Annotated in this window: 12 protein-coding genes; 9 read left to right on the forward strand and 3 right to left on the reverse strand. The window is 45.4% G+C overall.

Going from position 1 to position 18,224, the window contains the following annotated elements; all coding sequences use genetic code 11:
- Nucleotides 1-82 precede the first annotated feature (82 nt).
- Nucleotides 83-907: a protein-glutamine gamma-glutamyltransferase gene (locus C161_RS12785; protein ID WP_076327827.1), complete on the reverse strand. Its 825-nt coding sequence runs from the start codon at nt 905-907 to the stop codon at nt 83-85.
- 210 nt (nt 908-1,117) lie between these two features.
- Here C161_RS12785 and C161_RS12790 point away from each other — a divergent pair, with 210 nt between their 5' ends.
- Complete coding sequence (locus C161_RS12790) at nt 1,118-3,865, forward strand: PAS domain-containing hybrid sensor histidine kinase/response regulator (protein ID WP_036670612.1); 2,748 nt, start codon at nt 1,118-1,120, stop codon at nt 3,863-3,865.
- A gap of 50 nt (nt 3,866-3,915) precedes the next feature.
- Here the strand turns inward: C161_RS12790 and C161_RS12795 are convergent, their stop codons facing one another.
- Together C161_RS12795 and C161_RS12800 are read right to left on the reverse strand one after the other, a co-directional pair.
- The gene (locus tag C161_RS12795; protein WP_017688899.1) at nt 3,916-4,128 is read right to left on the reverse strand and encodes a hypothetical protein; all 213 of its coding nucleotides are present in this window, start codon (nt 4,126-4,128) and stop codon (nt 3,916-3,918) included.
- 117 nt (nt 4,129-4,245) lie between these two features.
- Nucleotides 4,246-4,947, reverse strand: a complete 702-nt coding sequence (locus C161_RS12800; protein WP_235193797.1) for a DUF3153 domain-containing protein — start codon at nt 4,945-4,947, stop codon at nt 4,246-4,248.
- Between the two features lie 660 nt (nt 4,948-5,607).
- On the opposite strand from C161_RS12800, the gene C161_RS12805 reads away from it, so the two are divergent.
- From C161_RS12805 to C161_RS12840, 8 genes are all read left to right on the forward strand, one after another.
- Entirely contained in the window at nt 5,608-7,302 is a 1,695-nt protein-coding gene (locus tag C161_RS12805; RefSeq protein ID WP_036670614.1) for a M3 family oligoendopeptidase, read from the forward strand.
- Nucleotides 7,303-7,548: 246 nt separating this feature from the next.
- The gene (locus C161_RS12810) at nt 7,549-8,700 is read left to right on the forward strand and encodes an iron-containing alcohol dehydrogenase (protein WP_036670616.1); all 1,152 of its coding nucleotides are present in this window, start codon (nt 7,549-7,551) and stop codon (nt 8,698-8,700) included.
- A gap of 519 nt (nt 8,701-9,219) precedes the next feature.
- Complete coding sequence (locus tag C161_RS12815; RefSeq protein WP_036608767.1) at nt 9,220-10,389, forward strand: glucose-1-phosphate adenylyltransferase; 1,170 nt, start codon at nt 9,220-9,222, stop codon at nt 10,387-10,389.
- 26 nt (nt 10,390-10,415) lie between these two features.
- Nucleotides 10,416-11,519, forward strand: coding sequence for a glucose-1-phosphate adenylyltransferase subunit GlgD (gene glgD / locus C161_RS12820; protein ID WP_036608765.1), 1,104 nt, complete (start codon nt 10,416-10,418; stop codon nt 11,517-11,519).
- 522 nt (nt 11,520-12,041) lie between these two features.
- On the forward strand, nt 12,042-14,474 hold the full coding sequence (locus C161_RS12825; RefSeq protein WP_036608763.1) for a glycogen/starch/alpha-glucan phosphorylase: 2,433 nt from the start codon (nt 12,042-12,044) through the stop codon (nt 14,472-14,474).
- Between the two features lie 264 nt (nt 14,475-14,738).
- Nucleotides 14,739-15,608: an effector binding domain-containing protein gene (locus C161_RS12830; RefSeq protein WP_036670617.1), complete on the forward strand. Its 870-nt coding sequence runs from the start codon at nt 14,739-14,741 to the stop codon at nt 15,606-15,608.
- Nucleotides 15,609-15,649: 41 nt separating this feature from the next.
- Entirely contained in the window at nt 15,650-16,108 is a 459-nt protein-coding gene (locus C161_RS12835; RefSeq protein WP_051449712.1) for a VanZ family protein, read from the forward strand.
- Between the two features lie 310 nt (nt 16,109-16,418).
- Nucleotides 16,419-18,131, forward strand: a complete 1,713-nt coding sequence (locus C161_RS12840) for a glycoside hydrolase family 13 protein (protein ID WP_373461303.1) — start codon at nt 16,419-16,421, stop codon at nt 18,129-18,131.
- Nucleotides 18,132-18,224: the final 93 nt, after the last annotated feature.

Genomic DNA, 18,224 nt, shown 5'->3' on the forward strand with positions numbered 1-18,224 from the left:
TACTGTATTGGGCTTGTTTGTCATCACTTGGATTGAGGTATTGTTCGCAATTTAATGCAAAATCCGTTTCCGTTTCAGTAGTTCAGCTGCGTAAATAACGGCTGCCACCAAGTCGTACATATAACTGTCCGGGTAATACGGGCGTAGAACCAGCGGCAATATTATTCTGGCTGTTTTTGGCGAATCGGGATAAATAAAAGAAGTCCGGATAGATCACCATATCCATTAAGTAGGCGGAGACTCGGCTACCTGGAACGCGGAACTGATTCAGGGTACGTATAATCTCTTCGCCACTTGCAATACCAATGCCATGACCATAATACAAGTTCTCGCGCAGCATGAACGTATTCTCTCCCTGCCACTCGGGGGTTTCCGGAGAAACATCCGGATTTTTGAAATACAGCACATCTCCTGGCAGGGCGGTTTCGCTACCGTTTTTTTCGGTTAATCGCAGGTCACTGTCATAATGCCAGTCAAAGAGTAACAGATTGCGAAACAGGGAATTAAAGGCGTCTTCGCGAATGCTTCCCAGTACGCCACCATACAGCACAATAACGGTGGCTGTTGCACATTCAAAGGCATATAAGTGTCCATTCCTCCAGATATCCCGGATGCCGTCGGCGGGGGTCACGTTTGATCTTAGCTCAAACCCACCTTCCGCATTACGATTCCAGTAGGCAGGATTACATCTGGATTTTTCAAAGGAGGCAAAACTCACACCGCTTCGATCCAGTCCTTCCGCGGCTTCCACGAGAGAGCCCCTCAAGTCCCATTCAAATCGAAGATGATCCATGGATTGGTACACATACCTCGTTGGACGATTCTGGAGTTGCTGTAACCAATACCATTCAAAATCAGACCATTCCGAGCGGTTCAGCTGGACGGGTTGATTAGCAACAATGATCATGATCCATAACCTCCGTTCCTATTCGAATATTCAACATTGTATAATCGGGAGAGCACGGGTATTGTGTAGTATATGTCGATTCAAGTAGGGATTTTGTCCGATCTCGTTTATCAATGATGGCATTTGGGGTAGTACTCTATAGATGAAGTTATGTTCAGGTCGATCTATTCATACGGAATACATTCAGATTCTCATAAAGGAGGACATGTAATGTCGAAATCCATTACAGAGAGCCGATCTCTGTTCGAACAATTGTATACGCACGCACCAATCGGCATTGCTGTCGCATCGCATGTAAATGGACGGTGGCTGCAGCTTAATCCTGCATTTTGCGAGATGCTTGCATACAGTGAAGATGAACTGATCGATACTTCGGTCATACATATGATCTACGAAGAAGATCTGCATATGGAGGAATTCCGCAGCAAGTTCTGGGAAATGACTCATGAAACAAGTCCGATGTACGAGACGGAGGTTCGTCTGAAACGAAAGGACGGTTCGTTATTGTGGGCAACCATTAGAGCTTGCATTGTTAGGGATGAAACGAATGGTGAGCCATTGTATCTGTTGGTACAGGCTGCTGACATTACGAAACAAAAAGATGCAGAGGAAATCCTCATTGTGCAACGTAAGCAATTGGAAGAGAGCAGTCGCATCTCTCGCCTGCTGGCGGAGTCTTCACTAGACCTGATTGCAATACATGATGCCGATTCAAGTCGTACATTTAAATATGTATCGAATGCATGTAAAAGCATGTTGGGCTATGAGTTGGAAGAAGTTATAGGTAAGCCGGGAACATTTGTGATCTATCCGGAGGATGTGCCTTTGGTTGAAGCGTACGTAGAAGAGCAGAGAAAGGGTCTGGCTCCCAAACGGCTCAATTATCGCCTGTTACATAAGGATGGATCTACGGTATGGGCAGATACGATTACGCACTATGTATATGACGATTCAGGTGAATTAATGGAGATGGTCGCCGTAACCCGGGATATCACAGCCAGCCAGCAACAACAGTTAAGCATGCAGGAGTACAGATCGTTATTTGACTGTAATCCCCTAGGTGTGGCTTCTCTTGATCTGGAAGGCAATCTGCTGAAAGCAAATATGGGTCAGGAACAGTTGACAGGACACACCAAAGAGGAGCTGCTGAGTCGGCCTTTTGATCACCTCATTGATCCTGTGGATCTGGAGAAGACTCGATATCATTTTGAGGAAACGGTGAAGGGCAATGCACAGAGCTACGAGATAGGTTTAATTCACAAAAATGGGCAGCGGATTGAAACAAATGTGATTAATGTTCCTATTATACTGGAGAACAAAGTTGTTGGGGTCTACGGGATTACGAGTGACATTACAGAGTCCAAACGTTACGTCGAGGAAATCGAGAATCTTAGTTATGAACGGGCATTGATTTTGAATGGCATGTCTGAGGGTGTTATTGGACTGGACCTGGAAGGGAATCTGAACTTTGCCAATCCGGCCGCTGCGGAGATCATGAACTTCTGTCCAAGTGAATTGAATGGCAAACCATTAGAACAGATGATGATCCAAATGCAGAGCGAAGGCATCCCCTACCCATCCAAGGATACACCAATTCTACAGGCTGTTCGTGAGGGACGAGGTCTGCCACGTACCGAATCCGTATTCTGGAGACAGGATGGGTCCAGTTTCCTGGCAGAGTTCCAATTGAAGCCGATTATGGATCAGGGTAGAACGCGCGGAGCAGTGTTGGTTTTCCGTGATATGACATCTGTTAAGGACATCATACGTGCCAAGGAAGCAGCAGAGCATGCAGACCGGGCAAAGTCCGAGTTTCTCGCCATCATGAGTCATGAGCTTCGTACGCCATTAAACGGCATCATGGGCATGGCCCATCTGTTAATGGAAACCGAGCTGGATGATGAACAGAAAGGTTTTGCGGAAATCATGATTGATAGCGGCGAATCCCTTTTGTACATTCTGAACGAAATTTTGGATTTCAGCAAAATCGAAGCAGGCAAAATGGATCTTGAGCGCGCACCTGTAGATATTAAGGCGATGCTGGGTGGGGTGATCGAGCTGTTTGCACTGAAGGCATCAGAGAAAAATATTGAACTCTATTGTGAAGTGTCGGACCATATTCCTGAACGCATTCGAGGGGATGAGACACGAATCCGGCAGATTTTGATTAATCTGGTGGGTAATGCCGTTAAATTCACAGAGCAGGGCCGTATTATGGTGAGCGTAGGTGCTGATTTCTCAGATGAGCATGGTCAGGATAACCTGATGTTGACCTTTAAGGTGAGAGATACGGGGATTGGCATTCCAATAGAAAAGCAGCATCAGTTGTTCCAATCCTTCTCACAGCTTGATCCGGCCATTAATCGTAAGTTTGGCGGGACAGGTCTAGGCCTTGCGATCAGCAAAAAACTGGTAGAATTAATGGGCGGAGCGATTGGTGTACAGAGTGAGATCGGTGAGGGGGCAGAATTCCAGTTCACCCTCGTAGTGGAGCGGTGGTTAGAGGAAAGTAATGACCCGATTGAAATCACCACGAATGATGAACTGCAATTGGATCGAGCGAGTCTTGCCCATGACATCAAAATTTTGATTGCTGAGGATCAAGCGGTCAACAGTCATCTGTTGGAGGAGATGCTGCGCAAGTTTGGCGGAGTCTGTGATATCGTTGAGAATGGTGCACAGGCCGTCGATTCATTGAACAAGGTTCAATATGACCTGGTGTTTATGGATATTCAAATGCCCGTTATGGATGGGATTGAAGCGACCTGCCACATCAGACAGACCCACCCAGAAATACCGGTTATTGCAGCGATTACAGCTTTTGCAGGCGCCGGTGACCGTGAGGAGTGTCTGAAATGCGGGATGCAGGACTTTATCAGCAAACCGTTTCATTCCACAGAGATTAGCCGTGTACTGAATACATGGGTTCCATATATCCGCTCTCAAAGGGTAACGTAACGGAAAAATAACCTGCGCCTTGAAATTCAAGGTACAGGTTATTCTGTCATTTACGACCAGCCTCCGATTAAACCGGAGAGAGTCACGCATTCGTCATCTTCCAAATCTGCAATCAGAGTGAGTTCTTCGTTGTCTTGTGGATCAACGGAGAATAATTCACGGCGTCCGTCCTCATGCACAATAATGACTAACTGATGGCCGCCCTTTGTATCAAACTGGTACTTAACTCCGATACCAGGTAGTGGGCATTCGCGGATATTCATGAAACCTGTCACCTCTTTAGCTTTGCTTAATAAAAAATTAACCGTTCACACAGTACGGATGTATTCTACTATCCATAACACCGTTTGGCAAGTCACAAATAAAATTGGTGTGAAGAATTAATTTTTTCCGCGATGTGATCTTGCACTGTGGCGCCGTCTGGCCCGCCTGCGACGAACAAAAAACCAAATGAGCAGAGCAGCAATTAATAATAGACCAATGACTGCAATGATGATGATATTCCGGATATTAGGAACCTGTACAGTCAGATCCAGTTTATTCATCTGGAGGGGTGAAACGTGCCAAATGAGCGTTTTTCCGCCATCCTCCACTTGATCCGCATTCGAATCGGCTGCCTTGATGGGCAAAGACAACTTGAAGTCAAAGTTAACATCTTTCAACAAGAGGTTTTTAAGAAAGCTAGGCACCTTGTTAATTTGATTTTTGATCTCACCATCGGGCATGGACTCCATGAGATCGGCTTCTGCTGTAATGTGCATCTTGGAAGTGAAGAAGCCGGGGGAAGTTGTTTGTTCAACTTTGATCCCTTGTGGTAACTTGGACGTATCAAAGCTGGTTTTATTGCTTTTTTCATAATGGGTGGTCGCTGTGAGCTGCTTCTGATCTCCCTGTTCCGAAACCTCTGCCTGGAAGTTATTTCGATTCAATGCATCTGCGATCAGAGGCATGAGATTGTCTTGTCCAATTTTTCCAAGAGCGGAGTTCTTTACGTTGAGATTGAGATCCAGATCCGTTGATCCATCCATATTTACCGTTAGATGGGCTTCTCCATCAGCACAGGCGGTCAAAACAGATAACATAAGGGCTAATAAAACAGTAAGAAATAGCTGACGTAAGGGAATGCGAGTTGACATGTCTTTCAACCTTTCTGCGTAAAAATCCAAATTCCATTTCATAGAAGTATAGTATACACCGTAAGCATGGCGGATGAAACTTTGCACCGTGCAGCGAGGTACGTATGATTTAGTGTGATCGGGGAAATAATCCATTTATTAAAATTAAAGATTTCGTATTTTTGTCAATGTTCGGTCAATTCAAACGGCGATTCACCGTGTACACTAGTAGTAGTGTGATGAATATACGGAAGCAGGGAGGTTACATTCATGACATATATCATTATTATGGCCGTTATTATGGTCGTGGGCATGGTCGGAATGGGCTGGTTCTATCAGATTATGGATAAAGACCAAAGCTAGTATTGTTTAAATGTGAAAAGAAGAGAGACAACCTATAAGCTGGCTTCGCTAACGCGAGGCGGGCTTATTTGTGTGGGGAAAAATTGTGAGGCACTGACCTTACATAAGTAAGTAATATTTGTAACCATTCATGTTGCACAATTTGACCGATGGACAAATATTTTTCGTAATTATGGGATTTTTTAGCTGCTCTTTTGTATAATAGGGGGTAGTTTAACTCGGGATACTCCCGAAATTCTGCCAAACAGGAAAGGGTGTACATAAATGAAATTTAGTGAGTATACGTATACACGTCCGAATCTGGAACACATCAAGACATCTTTCCGTGAGCTGTTGAGCGGTTTTGAAGCTGCGGCAACGGTTGAAGAACAGAGTGGGTTCATGGATCAGATTAACGCGCTGCGCAGTGATTTTGAGACACAAGCCCAATTGGTCTACATCCGTCATTCCATTGATACCAATGATGAGTTTTACAAGGCGGAGAACGAATTTCTGGATGAGAATGCACCAATTGTACAGGAATATATCACGGATTTTTACCGTGCATTGGTTAACTCCAAATTCCGCAACGAGTTGGAACAAAAATGGGGTTCACAGCTGTTCCAACTGGCGGATCTTTCACTGAAAACATTCAGCCCGGAAATTATTGAAGAGCTCCAGAAGGAGAACAAACTTTCCACAGAATACAATCAGTTGATCGCATCGGCCAAAATTCCGTTCGAAGGTGAAGAGCGCACGTTGCCACAGCTTCATCCATTTGAACTGTCCACGGATCGCTCCATGCGGGAGCGTGCTTCGGAAGCCAGATACACGTTCATGGCTGAACATGAAGCTGAATTCGATCGCATTTACGATGAACTGGTTAAAGTACGTACACAGATCGCGAAGAAACTGGGTTATCCAAGCTATGTGGAACTCGGCTATGATCGCATGAACCGTACGGATTATAACGCCGAGATGGTTGCTAATTTCCGGGCACAAGTTCGTGATTATATCGTGCCTGTGGCGACCAAGCTCAGAGAGCGTCAGCGTAATCGGATTGATGTGGAGACGCTGTATTATTACGATCAGGGCTTCAGCTTCAAGACGGGTAACCCGACACCTAAGGGTGACGCGGACTGGATTATCGATAATGGTAAAAAAATGTACGCTGAATTATCACCAGAGACGGATGCATTTTTCCAGATGATGACCGAAAACGAGCTTATGGATCTGGTAAGCAAAAAAGGTAAACAGGGCGGCGGATATTGTACGTTCCTGAACGATTACAAAGTGCCGTTTATCTTCTCCAACTTCAACGGTACCTCCGGTGATATTGATGTATTGACACATGAAGCAGGTCATGCTTTCCAGGTGTATGAGAGCCGTGATTTTGCAGTGCCTGAATACAACTGGCCGACATATGAATCGGCTGAGATTCATTCCATGAGTATGGAGTTCTTCACATGGCCGTGGATGCAGTTGTTCTTCAAGGAAGATACGGACAAGTACAAGTTTGATCACCTGTCTTCCGGTCTGTTGTTCATTCCGTATGGTGTAGCTGTGGATGAATTCCAGCATTTTGTGTATGCGAACCCGAGTGCAACTCCAACGGAGCGCAAGCAGGCATGGCGCAACATTGAGAAGACCTATCTGCCACACATCAATTACAAAGATAATGCGTATTTGGAGCAAGGTGGTTTCTGGCATAAACAGGGTCACATTTTCTCATCGCCATTCTATTACATTGACTATACGTTAGCACAAATCTGTGCATTCCAGTTCTGGAAACGCAGCAATGAGGACATGAAGTCCGCATGGGCCGACTATCTGACATTGTGCAAAGCGGGAGGAAGCCTGTCCTTTACTGGATTGGTTGAACTGGCTGGATTGAACTCACCATTCGAGGATGGCTGTGTATCCTCCGTAATTGGCGATATTGAGGCATGGCTTGACGGCGTGAACGATAAGGCGCTGTAAGCCTTCGTAAGGATGCTTTTAGTGAGAGTACCTTCGGTAAGGTATAAGTAGTGGATAAAGCTTTAAGATAGGTAAGTAAGACGGCTTGGAGACCTTCGGGTGTCTGGGTCGTCTTTATCATTACGGGGAAAAATCAACCTCAAGTGTAACATTTATCGGTTTCATTGTGATTTATTTCACTATATCTGAAAACGGATTCAGTTACAATGAAGATAGTAAATCAGGGGTTACAGGAGGCTGGTTCAAATGGCAACACATGCATATTATGTTCCGCCCGTGAACTTGATGGGTAGAGGTTGTTTACAGGAAGCAGGTCAGATGATTGAACAGATGGGTATCCGCAAAGCGCTGGTTGTAAGTGATCGCCAATTGATTACTTCAGGCGTTGCAGAGCAGGTACTGTCTATATTAAAAAAATCAGGGTTAGATTATGTAGTATATGATGAGGTTCAGCCTAATCCAACATGTCAGAATGTACATGATGGACTTCAAGTATTCCAGGATCATGGCTGTGACGCCATTATATCGATAGGCGGAGGTTCACCGCAGGATGCTGCCAAAGGCATTGGTATTGTAGCTACGAACGGTGGGCATATCCGCGAATATGAAGGATTTCATCAATCGAAACACAAGTCCGTGCCACTTGTGGCTGTTAACACAACGGCTGGCACATCGAGTGAGGTGACAATTAACTACGTGATTACAGATGAGGAACGTAAAGTAAAGATGGTGATGGTGGACCGCAACAGTCTGGTCTCCCTGTCGGTTAATGATCCTGAGCTGATGCTCAGCAAACCTGCAAGTCTCACAGCGGCCACAGGAATGGATGCGTTGACACATGCCGTAGAAGCGATGGTTACACCGGGTGGATTTACAGTGACAAGTGCGACAGCTGCAGCAGCTGTTGAACTGATCTTTGAATATTTGCCAAGAGCCGTGAGAGACGGCAGTGACCTGGAAGCGCGGGAACATATGACGTATGCGTGTTTCCTTGGCGGGATTGCTTTTAATAATGCGGGCCTGGGTTATGTCCATGCGATGGCGCATCAACTGGGTGGCGTATATGATCTGCCGCATGGTGTCTGTAACGCAATGTTACTCCCCTATGTGGAAGAGTTGAACGCCAAGCATGTACCCGGCAAATTCCGTCATATTGCTAAGGCCATTGGTATGGATGTGAAGGGTAGAAGTGATGAGGAGTGTTCCGATTACGTCATTGAGGCCATACGTCAGCTATCGAAGGAAGTCGGCATTCCTGAGAAACTGTCTGAACTGGGTGTAAAAGATCCCGATGTGGAACTGCTTGCCGATAACGCGATGAAAGATGCCTGTGCACCAGGTAATCCCTATCAACCGTCCAAGGATGAAGTAATGGAGCTGTTCCGCAAAATTATATAGACTGTTTCAGGAACGGATACACCAAAATAACAGACAAAATGAGCCGGGATCGAAAGTCGGCTTTTTTGTCATGTGAACTCATTCTTTTTACTTATTTTCCCACTTAATGTTTGCACAAAAACTAAAGGATTTTGCTTCTCTATTATCGAATACAATATGAATAACAGCGGCAAGAGAAAGGGTAACCTTACCCGCAACTTGATGTCGATGTTTTCCAGTAAGATTCCCCAGTCCGTTTCGTGTTTAATGTTAAATAGGAGTAGACTATTTCATTGTTCACGAGCTACACCTTAAGTTCTGCATCTAACATTCACCTCTGTAAGACAGTCAAGCAATTCTACACCAGCATCATCTCTATTTCAGGCTTTACAATCCAAGCAGTTCAACTGCAACAAAGATTCACCGGTTACACATCTGTACAGCAAGCTCCTAATCAAGACAACAGTGTCCACACAACAGAATATCGATTATGGGCTCTGAAATGAATCAGAACGAATGCACGTGGAGGAGGCTGTAATGATGGCGAAAAAAGAAGTTGTAGCGATGCTACTTGCCGGAGGGCAAGGTAAGAGGTTAAAAGGATTGACCAAATCACTGGCTAAGCCGGCTGTATATTTTGGCGGCACGTACCGAATCATTGATTTCCCGCTGAGTAACTGCTCTAATTCTGGTATTGATACAGTGGGTGTATTGACCCAATATGAACCACTTGTCTTACATTCCTATATTGGCATTGGCAGTGACTGGGATCTGGATCGGAAAAACGGCGGGGTATATGTACTTCCTCCACATGAACGTGAAGACGGTAGCAACTGGTACCGGGGTACAGCGGATGCGATCTTCCGGAACCTGAACTTTATTGAACAATTCGATCCTGAGCATGTGCTCATTCTGTCAGGGGATCATATCTATAAGATGGACTATGAAAAAATGCTCCAGTATCACAAAGAAAAAGATGCGGATTGCACCATATCGGTCATTGATGTCTCATTGGAAGAAGCCAGCCGGTTCGGAGTGCTGAACACCAACGATGACTATAGCATCTATGAATTTGAAGAAAAACCTCCTGAGCCCAAGAGCACACTGGCTTCCATGGGTATCTATCTCTTCAAGTGGGATGTACTGAAACGTTTCCTGATCCAGGATGAACAACAGGCATCCACCTCCTATGATTTTGGTAAAGATATTATTCCTTTATTGCTTGAAAATGAAAAATCCTTATATGCGTATCCATTTGAAGGTTATTGGAAAGACGTTGGTACCATTCGCAGTCTTTGGGAATCCAATATGGACCTGTTGGACGAAGACACACCGTTTAATCTGAATGATCCGGACTGGCGTATTTTCACACGTAATCCGAACCAACCTGCACAATACATCTCACCTTCGGGCAAGGTGCGGAATTGTATTATTAGTGAAGGTACTGTAGTGCATGGTGAGGTCAATCATTCTGTTCTGTTCTATGGAATTGAAGTTGGTGAGAACAGTGCGGTCATCGATTCGGTGATCATGCCAAGAGTGAAAATCGGGCAAAATGTGCGCATTTACCGAGCTATTATCGCAGAAGGATTGGTTATTCCGGATGGAACACAGATTTCGCCTGCACCGGAAGATGAGAGTGATATATTGCTCGTGGATCAGGAAGAACTGGAACGTCAGCTTCGCCAAGGAATAACTAGCAAGGCCTAATTGAAGTCAAAAGGACGGTGCATGCGATGAAACAATTGATCGGAGTTATTAACCTTGACCATGAACTTGAAGAATTGAAAGAATTGACGTATTTTCGCTGCGGAGCCGCGGTGCCTTATGCCGGGCGTTACCGTCTGATCGATTTTGTTCTATCCAATATGATGAATGCAGGCATTGAGAGTATTGGTGTATTTGTACGGCGAAAATATCGCTCGTTGATGGACCATCTTGGTGACGGTAAACCTTGGGATTTGGATCGCAAGCATGGTGGCATGTTTATTTTGCCACCAGACTGGAACGATCCAACAGATACATCACAAGGGGATTTGCAACATTTCCATAACAATTTGGACTTTTTCCACAGAGGGGCAGGACAATATGTTGTGCATGCGGGCAGTCGCCATGTGACCAAAGCAGACCTCCAGGATGTCTACAGGTATCACATCAGTAAAGGAGCGGACGTTACACTGGTCTGCAAAAAAGTAGATCAGCTGCTGCCTGAACATGACGCCTGTGTCAAAGTTGAACATGACGGGGACGGTAACGTGGTGGACATTCACCAAAGCGCTAATCACCCGAATATATATACAGAAATTTTCATCATGGAAAAAGAATTGTTCTTGCGCCAGGTGCAACGCTGCATCGATCATGGCGAGAGCCATTTCTTCCGGGATGTGATTCAAAAAAATCCGGATGGATTGAATATCGCTGCGTATGCATATGATGGCTATCACGCAGTCATCAATTCCATTGACAGTTATTATCGCAATAGTATGGATCTGCTGAACACAGGGCAATATGAACAACTTTTCAAGGAAGATCCGATCCAGACCAAAATTAAATACGAAGCGCCTGCCAAATACCTGGATACCGCCGATGTTAAACATTCACTTCTCGCGAATGGCTGCATTGTTGGTGGAGAGGTGGAGGACAGCATTCTGTTCCGTGGTGTACAGGTGGCCAAGGGTGCCAAAATAAAAGGTTCCATCATCATGCAGAAATGTTACATTGGTGAGGGGACGGTACTTGAGAACGTCATTCTCGATAAAGACGTGAAGCTGACCGGAGGACAGACGCTGATCGGTGACCCGTCAAATCCATACATCTTAGCGAAAAGTACTATTATCTAATGCCCCCACGTAACCGATATCTTCTATAAATATATATAAAATAAAAATCCTGCAGGATGGATTTAAGGTTCATACACTTTCGACGCATGAATTGCATCTTCGAAAGTTCTCACCAGCATGCAAACGTAGTGGAGGGGACGAAATCGATTCTGAAGCGTAGCGTTCGCCTTTGGCTTCAAATTTTACCCTTGATTATATAAATTCAACTTAAACATTTACACAAAACGGAGAGGACAGAAATAACCTGAAGAAGCGCAGCGCTCGCCTTTATCCCCGGATTTTCCCATTTTAAAAGGAATCAAAAAAATCTGGGGATAACAGCGATCGGAAGGTTATTCTGTCATCGAAGTGTCCAGTGTAAATATTCTCTAGTTCAATTTATATAGATTAATCAAGAAAATTTGGAGACAACAGCGATCAAAAGAACGATTCGTAACCGGAACGGCCACTTTGCACAATGTTGAGCAACAGAGTGTATGAACCGCCACCATCCTGCAGGATTTCCCCGGGAGGAACCTACTTTTGTTTGACAACAAGGAAACGTTCAAGAGTATATTTACACGGAATCTGGTCAGCAAATTGGGCAAACCGATTGAAGAAGCAACACAGGAAGACGTGTACCATGTACTGGGAAGCATGATTCGTGAATATGCAGGCCAGGATTGGGCAGCGTCGAATCAGGGGTTCAAGCAGCGCCAGGATAAACAGGTCTATTACTTCTCGCTGGAATTCCTGATTGGACGTCTGCTCGGCAACAATCTGTTGAATGTGAATGAATTGGAATTGGTGCGTGACAGTTTAGCTGAGCTGGGCTTCTCCTTGGAGGAGATAGAAGAACAGGAGGCGGATGCAGGACTCGGTAATGGAGGTCTGGGACGACTCGCTGCCTGTTTCCTGGATTCACTCGCATCACTACGATATGCAGGACATGGTTGCGGGATTCGATATAAATACGGGTTGTTTGAGCAAAAAATCATCAATGGTAATCAGGTAGAGTTACCCGACAATTGGCTGGATAAGGGCAATGAATGGGAAGTCCGCCGTCCAGACAAAAAGGTGGAAGTACAGTTCTGGGGCCGAGTAGAAGCTCATGAGCAGGATGGAGAATATCAGTTTGTTACAAAAGATGCCGAATCGGTTGTCGCCATACCCTATGACGTGCCTGTCATCGGTTATGGTCAAACCCATGTGAATACATTGCGTCTATGGAGTGCCGAGCCAAAGCGCGAAACTTCACTCGACACCCCTTCGAACTACTACGGTTATCTGGATTATAGCCGATCGGTTGAATCAATCTCGGAATTCCTGTATCCGGATGACTCTCAGTATGAAGGAAAGTTGCTGCGATTGAAGCAGCAATACTTCATGTGCTCAGCAGGTGTACAGAGCGCCTTGCGTACGTTCAACAAGCTGGAGTTACCGTATGATCGTTTGCCTGATAAAGTGGCCTTCCACATTAATGACACGCATCCAACCTTGGTTATTCCAGAACTGATGCGCATCCTGATTGATGTGAAGGGTTACGGCTGGGATGAAGCATGGGATATCACAACCCGTACTGTATCGTATACCAATCATACAACGCTTAGTGAGGCTCTTGAGAAATGGCCTGTATCCATGATCAGCAGGCTGCTGCCACGAATCTACATGATCATTGAAGAGATCAACAAACGTTTCTGTGGCATGCTGCTGGACCGGTATCCGGGAGATCAGGATCGCATAGGGCATCTGGCGATTGTTGCAAACGATCAGGTACGGATGGCACATCTGGCGATTGTAGGCAGTCATAGCGTGAATGGTGTTGCTGCTCTGCACACCGAGATTTTGAAAGAGCGCGAGATGGCTCCGTTCTATGAACTGTATCCAGAGCGTTTCAATAACAAAACGAATGGTATCACCCATCGCCGCTGGTTGATGCATGCCAATCCGAAACTGTCGGATCTCATCACGGATACAATCGGTAACGAATGGATAACAGAGCCGGGCAAGCTGGACCAGTTGGCTGGTTTTGCGGATAATACATCATTCCAGGAGCAGTTCCGTTCAATTAAGCGGGATAACAAAGAGCGGCTTGCTGCGTATATTCTGGATCATACCGGGACAGCAGTGAATCCGGATTCCATCTTTGATGTACAGGTGAAGAGACTACACGGGTACAAACGTCAACTGTTGAACATTCTGCATGTTATGCATCTGTATAACCGGCTTAAGAATGATGCTTCGTTTGATATGGTACCACGTACGTTCATCTTTGGTGCCAAGGCAGCGCCGAGTTATTATTTTGCCAAGAAAATTATCAAGCTGATCAACAACGTGGCTGACACGGTGAATCGGGATGCGGCCGTGAATGACCGCTTGAAGGTATTTTTCCTCGAAAATTATTCCGTCTCTCTTGCAGAGAAGATCATCCCCGCTGCGGATGTTAGTGAACAGATCTCAACCGCAGGTAAGGAAGCTTCCGGTACGGGCAACATGAAATTTATGATGAACGGGGCTTTAACGATTGGCACGATGGATGGAGCCAACGTGGAGATGGCGGAGCAGGTTGGGGAAGAAAATATGTTCATCTATGGTCTGCGTGCAGACGAAGTACTTGAGTATTATCGTTCTGGCAGCTATCGTCCGAATGAGATCGTGCAGCACGATGAACGCATTCGCGAGGTCGTGGAGCAACTGGTGCATCCAGGTGCATTCTGTTATCGTGACGGGGAGTTCTGGGATATTTATGACTCCTTACTGGCCCATGGTGACGAATACTTTGTATTGCGTGATTTTGCTGCTTATGCCGACGCGCATGCTGCGATTGACCAGGCGTATCGGGATATTCCGGGCTGGACTCGGAAAGCGATATTAAACACGGCACATTCCGGCATATTCTCCAGTGATCGTACCATTAGTGAGTATGCGACAGATATCTGGGGTATTCATCCCGTGTCCGGGAACTGGAAAGGTTAAGCATAGATTGTTAAACAAACAAGTCCCCTTGTTCACAAGAGCTATCTCTGTTGGTAAATCAACCAGCGTAGAGAGCATCTCCTTGTAGAACAAGGGGTTTTTGGCATACAGTGTATCATAGTGTCATTCAACTTGAAGAGAATCGGAACTCGCGTATCTTTCGTCATACAAGTTCGCACACAAAATCAAAAAAAAGATCTGGATCTCAGTCATACTACATAAGAAATCGTTTGATATTTTGAATTAGATAGGGGAGCCGTCACTATGGATCATTACACACGAATTCAGCTTGCTATTGAGTATTTGGAGCAGCATTTGCAAGATGATTTTAATATCAGAGAGACGTCCGCTGCTGCGAGCTTTTCGGCGTTTCATTTTCAGCGTTTATTTCAGGCGATCACGGGATTCACGGTACTGGAGTACGTGCGCAGACGCAGATTAACGGAAGCTGTAGGGATGCTGCGGGGCACATCGGAAGGCATACTGGACATTGCGATGAGCTTTGGCTATCAATCTCAAGAGGCATTTACCCGTGCATTTTCAGCCTACTTTGGAATGACACCGGCGAAGCTACGTAAGCTGGAAGTGGATCAGTTGTCTCTTCTGAAGATGCAACAGAGCATTGATTTTAACGATTATCGAACTCGGCTTGATGGAACTTTCCACATGAACACACCCCGTCTGGTCACACGGGAACCGAACTGGATTGTCGGCTATGAATATAAGACCAACCTGAATGACAATCAGCATTATGCTGAAATACCCGGATTTTATCACGATTTTGGCATGGAACAGAAATTCATGGCGATCCCGGAGAGGACACGACCTGATATGGCTTATGGTGTGGCCTGTCATTTTGAAGAGGATGGAGCATTTTCTTTTATTGTGGGTGAAGAAAGCAGTGGAGCATCGCAGGTACTTGAACCCGGTTTTACTTCGATTGAAATTCCGGGCGGCTTGTATGCAGAGTTCACCGTGGAAGGCTCCGGGCAGGATATTCGGAAAATGATCTATGGCAGCTGGTTGCCGCAGTCTAACTATGAACGGAGGGAAGGACCAGACTTTGAAGTGACGGATGTCTGGAAATCGACCCCTGAACAACTGGACATGAAGATATATATCCCGTTAAAATAGACCTTACCGCTTCGCGGAATTCAAGGTCGGAGGACAGATGGATGAGCGAAAAGTCGTGGCTCCACTCCAAGTGGATACTGACCATTGTTGCTTGCATGGCAGTGCTTTACCTACTGATTATGGGCATTTTACTGTTTGTCAGTGGACGAACACCTAGCATGTATTATCAATATAATCTCGTACCCTTCGAGACGATTCGTCCACTTCTTATGGAGAGGGAGAGGTACAATACAGATACCTGGGTCAAAAACCTGTTTGGCAATATCGTATTGTTCATTCCACTGGGCATCTGGATCCCATGGTTGTTTCGAAGGTGCCGTACGTTCCTGACCTTTACATCTACAGTTGTTTTGCTTCTGCTGGGTGTTGAGGTCACACAATTGATTACACGTGTAGGTTCGTTTGATGTGGATGACATTATTCTGAACACGATCGGTGCCTGGATAGGTTACACTGGATTTAAGTTAGTCTTATATTCACAAAAAAAGACTCGGAATTGAACCGCAGATCGCGGTCCATGACCGGGTCTTCTTGCATAAGATACCTTTCAAATGTTTACAAGGGAATCATTTCGGATAAAACATATTAACGGCTTATTTATATCGTGAGCAGAGTTTATATATAAATTTAACTAAACATTTACACGAAACGGAGAGGACAGAAATAACCTGAAGAAGCGAAAGCGTTCGCCTTTATCACCGGATTTTCCCCTTATAAGGGGAATTCATAAAATCTGGGGATAACAGCGATCGGAAGGTTGTTCTGTCATCGGAGTGTCCAGTGTAAATATTCTTTAGTTCAATTTATATATTGAACAATGATGAGAGCGAGGTGGGCGATATCGTTTGGTGGAAAGAGAGTGTGGTATACCAGATTTACCCGAGCAGCTTTAAGGATTCGGACGGAGATGGATATGGCGACTTGCAGGGGATCTATGAGAAACTCGATTATTTGGAGAATTTGGGCGTAGATGTGATCTGGCTCTGTCCCATTTACGATTCACCAGGACATGATAACGGATATGATATCCGGGATTATTACGGCATTTTACGCAAGTATGGCACGATGGAGGATTTTGATCGATTATTGGCAGAGGCCCACAAGCGTGGTCTCAAGATCATGATGGACCTGGTGCTGAATCATACGTCAGATGAACATGCGTGGTTTGCCGAATCACGTTCATCAAAGATGAATCCAAAGCGGGACTATTATATTTGGCGTTCAGGCAAAAATGGACAGGTGCCGAATAATTGGGAGTCCTATTTTGGGGGTTCAGTGTGGAAGCATGATCCCGAGACAAATGAATATTATCTGCATCTGTATTCCGAACAGCAACCGGATCTCAACTGGAACAATGCACAGATGGCAGAAGAGATGTATGAGATGGTGCATTGGTGGCTGGAAAAAGGGGTCGACGGATTCCGTTTCGATGCAGTGGCGCATATCGCCAAGGCAGAGGGGCTGCCAAGTGCCCACAATCCGGATAATCTGCCGGTGGTTCCAGCGTATCAGCTCTTTTCCAACTTGGAACAGGTACACTCGATCTTGAAGAAACTGAATAACATGATCCTGAAACCCTACGGACCCATGACAGTTGGCGAGACTTCAGGACTTGGACCTGAGCAGGCCTTGGCTTATGTGGGCACGGATCGTGACGAGCTTAATATGGTATTCCAGTTTGAGCATATGTTCATTGATGCTAAATCCTCCGGAATTGGTAAGTGGAACTATAAGGAATGGAAATTGACCGATCTCAAAGAAATCATGAGCCGGTGGCAAACGGTTTTGCATGGTAGAGGCTGGAACGCCAATTATATGGGCAACCATGACCAGCCACGTCCGGTTTCCCGTTTTGGTGATGATGGTAAATATCGGGTGCGTTCTGCTCAGATGCTGGCGACATGGATGCTTACACTCGAAGGGACCCCCTACATCTATCAAGGAGAAGAGATCGGCATGACCAATGTCGCTTTCCCGAATATCGAACAATACCGGGACATCGAGACCAAAAATTATTTCAATCATTACATTGGTCAAGGTAAATCAAAGCATGAAGTTATGCAGGCGATCTGGCTGAAGAGTCGCGATAATGCCCGCACGCCGATGCAATGGGATGAGACGGAACATGCAGGGTTTACCCAGGGTCAGCCGTGGATTCAGGTGAATGATAATTATCCTGAGATTAATGTGGCTGATGCCGAAAGTGATCCGCAATCCATTTTGCATTATTACCGTAAGTTAATTGCCCTTCGCAAACAACATAAAGTACTTATCTATGGTGCGTATGAACTGCTGCTACCGGATGATCCGGATATCTATGCCTATACCCGAACGCTGGAAGATGAGCAGATGCTGGTCATTCTGAATTTCCGTGGGCATGAACCTGAGATGCACTGGCCGGAAGGTTGGACTTCCGAGCATGCCAAGCTGATCATCAGCAATGTGAGCAGACGTTATTCTACCGATGAAGGTGCGATTCAGCTTCAGCCGTATGAAGCAAGAGTATATCGTAAGCAGCGGTGACACGGAGGCTAGCGTGATTTTGCGTTGGTGAAGAGGTATGATTTATAATATATAGTGGTTTTCAAAATAATAAAACATATGTCGGGAGGAATC

It is taken from the genome of Paenibacillus sp. FSL R5-192 (assembly GCF_000517845.1).
Classification (GTDB): Bacteria; Bacillota; Bacilli; order Paenibacillales; family Paenibacillaceae; genus Paenibacillus; species Paenibacillus amylolyticus.

Coding starts and splice junctions, on each gene's coding strand:
- C161_RS12785 (WP_076327827.1), bottom strand. CDS start 907: ATGATCATTGTTGCTAATCAACCCGTCCAGCTGAACCGCTCGGAATGG.
- C161_RS12790 (WP_036670612.1), top strand. CDS start 1,118: ATGTCGAAATCCATTACAGAGAGCCGATCTCTGTTCGAACAATTGTAT.
- C161_RS12795 (WP_017688899.1), bottom strand. CDS start 4,128: ATGAATATCCGCGAATGCCCACTACCTGGTATCGGAGTTAAGTACCAG.
- C161_RS12800 (WP_235193797.1), bottom strand. CDS start 4,947: ATGTTATCTGTTTTGACCGCCTGTGCTGATGGAGAAGCCCATCTAACG.
- C161_RS12805 (WP_036670614.1), top strand. CDS start 5,608: ATGAAATTTAGTGAGTATACGTATACACGTCCGAATCTGGAACACATC.
- C161_RS12810 (WP_036670616.1), top strand. CDS start 7,549: ATGGCAACACATGCATATTATGTTCCGCCCGTGAACTTGATGGGTAGA.
- C161_RS12815 (WP_036608767.1), top strand. CDS start 9,220: ATGGCGAAAAAAGAAGTTGTAGCGATGCTACTTGCCGGAGGGCAAGGT.
- glgD (WP_036608765.1), top strand. CDS start 10,416: ATGAAACAATTGATCGGAGTTATTAACCTTGACCATGAACTTGAAGAA.
- C161_RS12830 (WP_036670617.1), top strand. CDS start 14,739: ATGGATCATTACACACGAATTCAGCTTGCTATTGAGTATTTGGAGCAG.
- C161_RS12835 (WP_051449712.1), top strand. CDS start 15,650: ATGAGCGAAAAGTCGTGGCTCCACTCCAAGTGGATACTGACCATTGTT.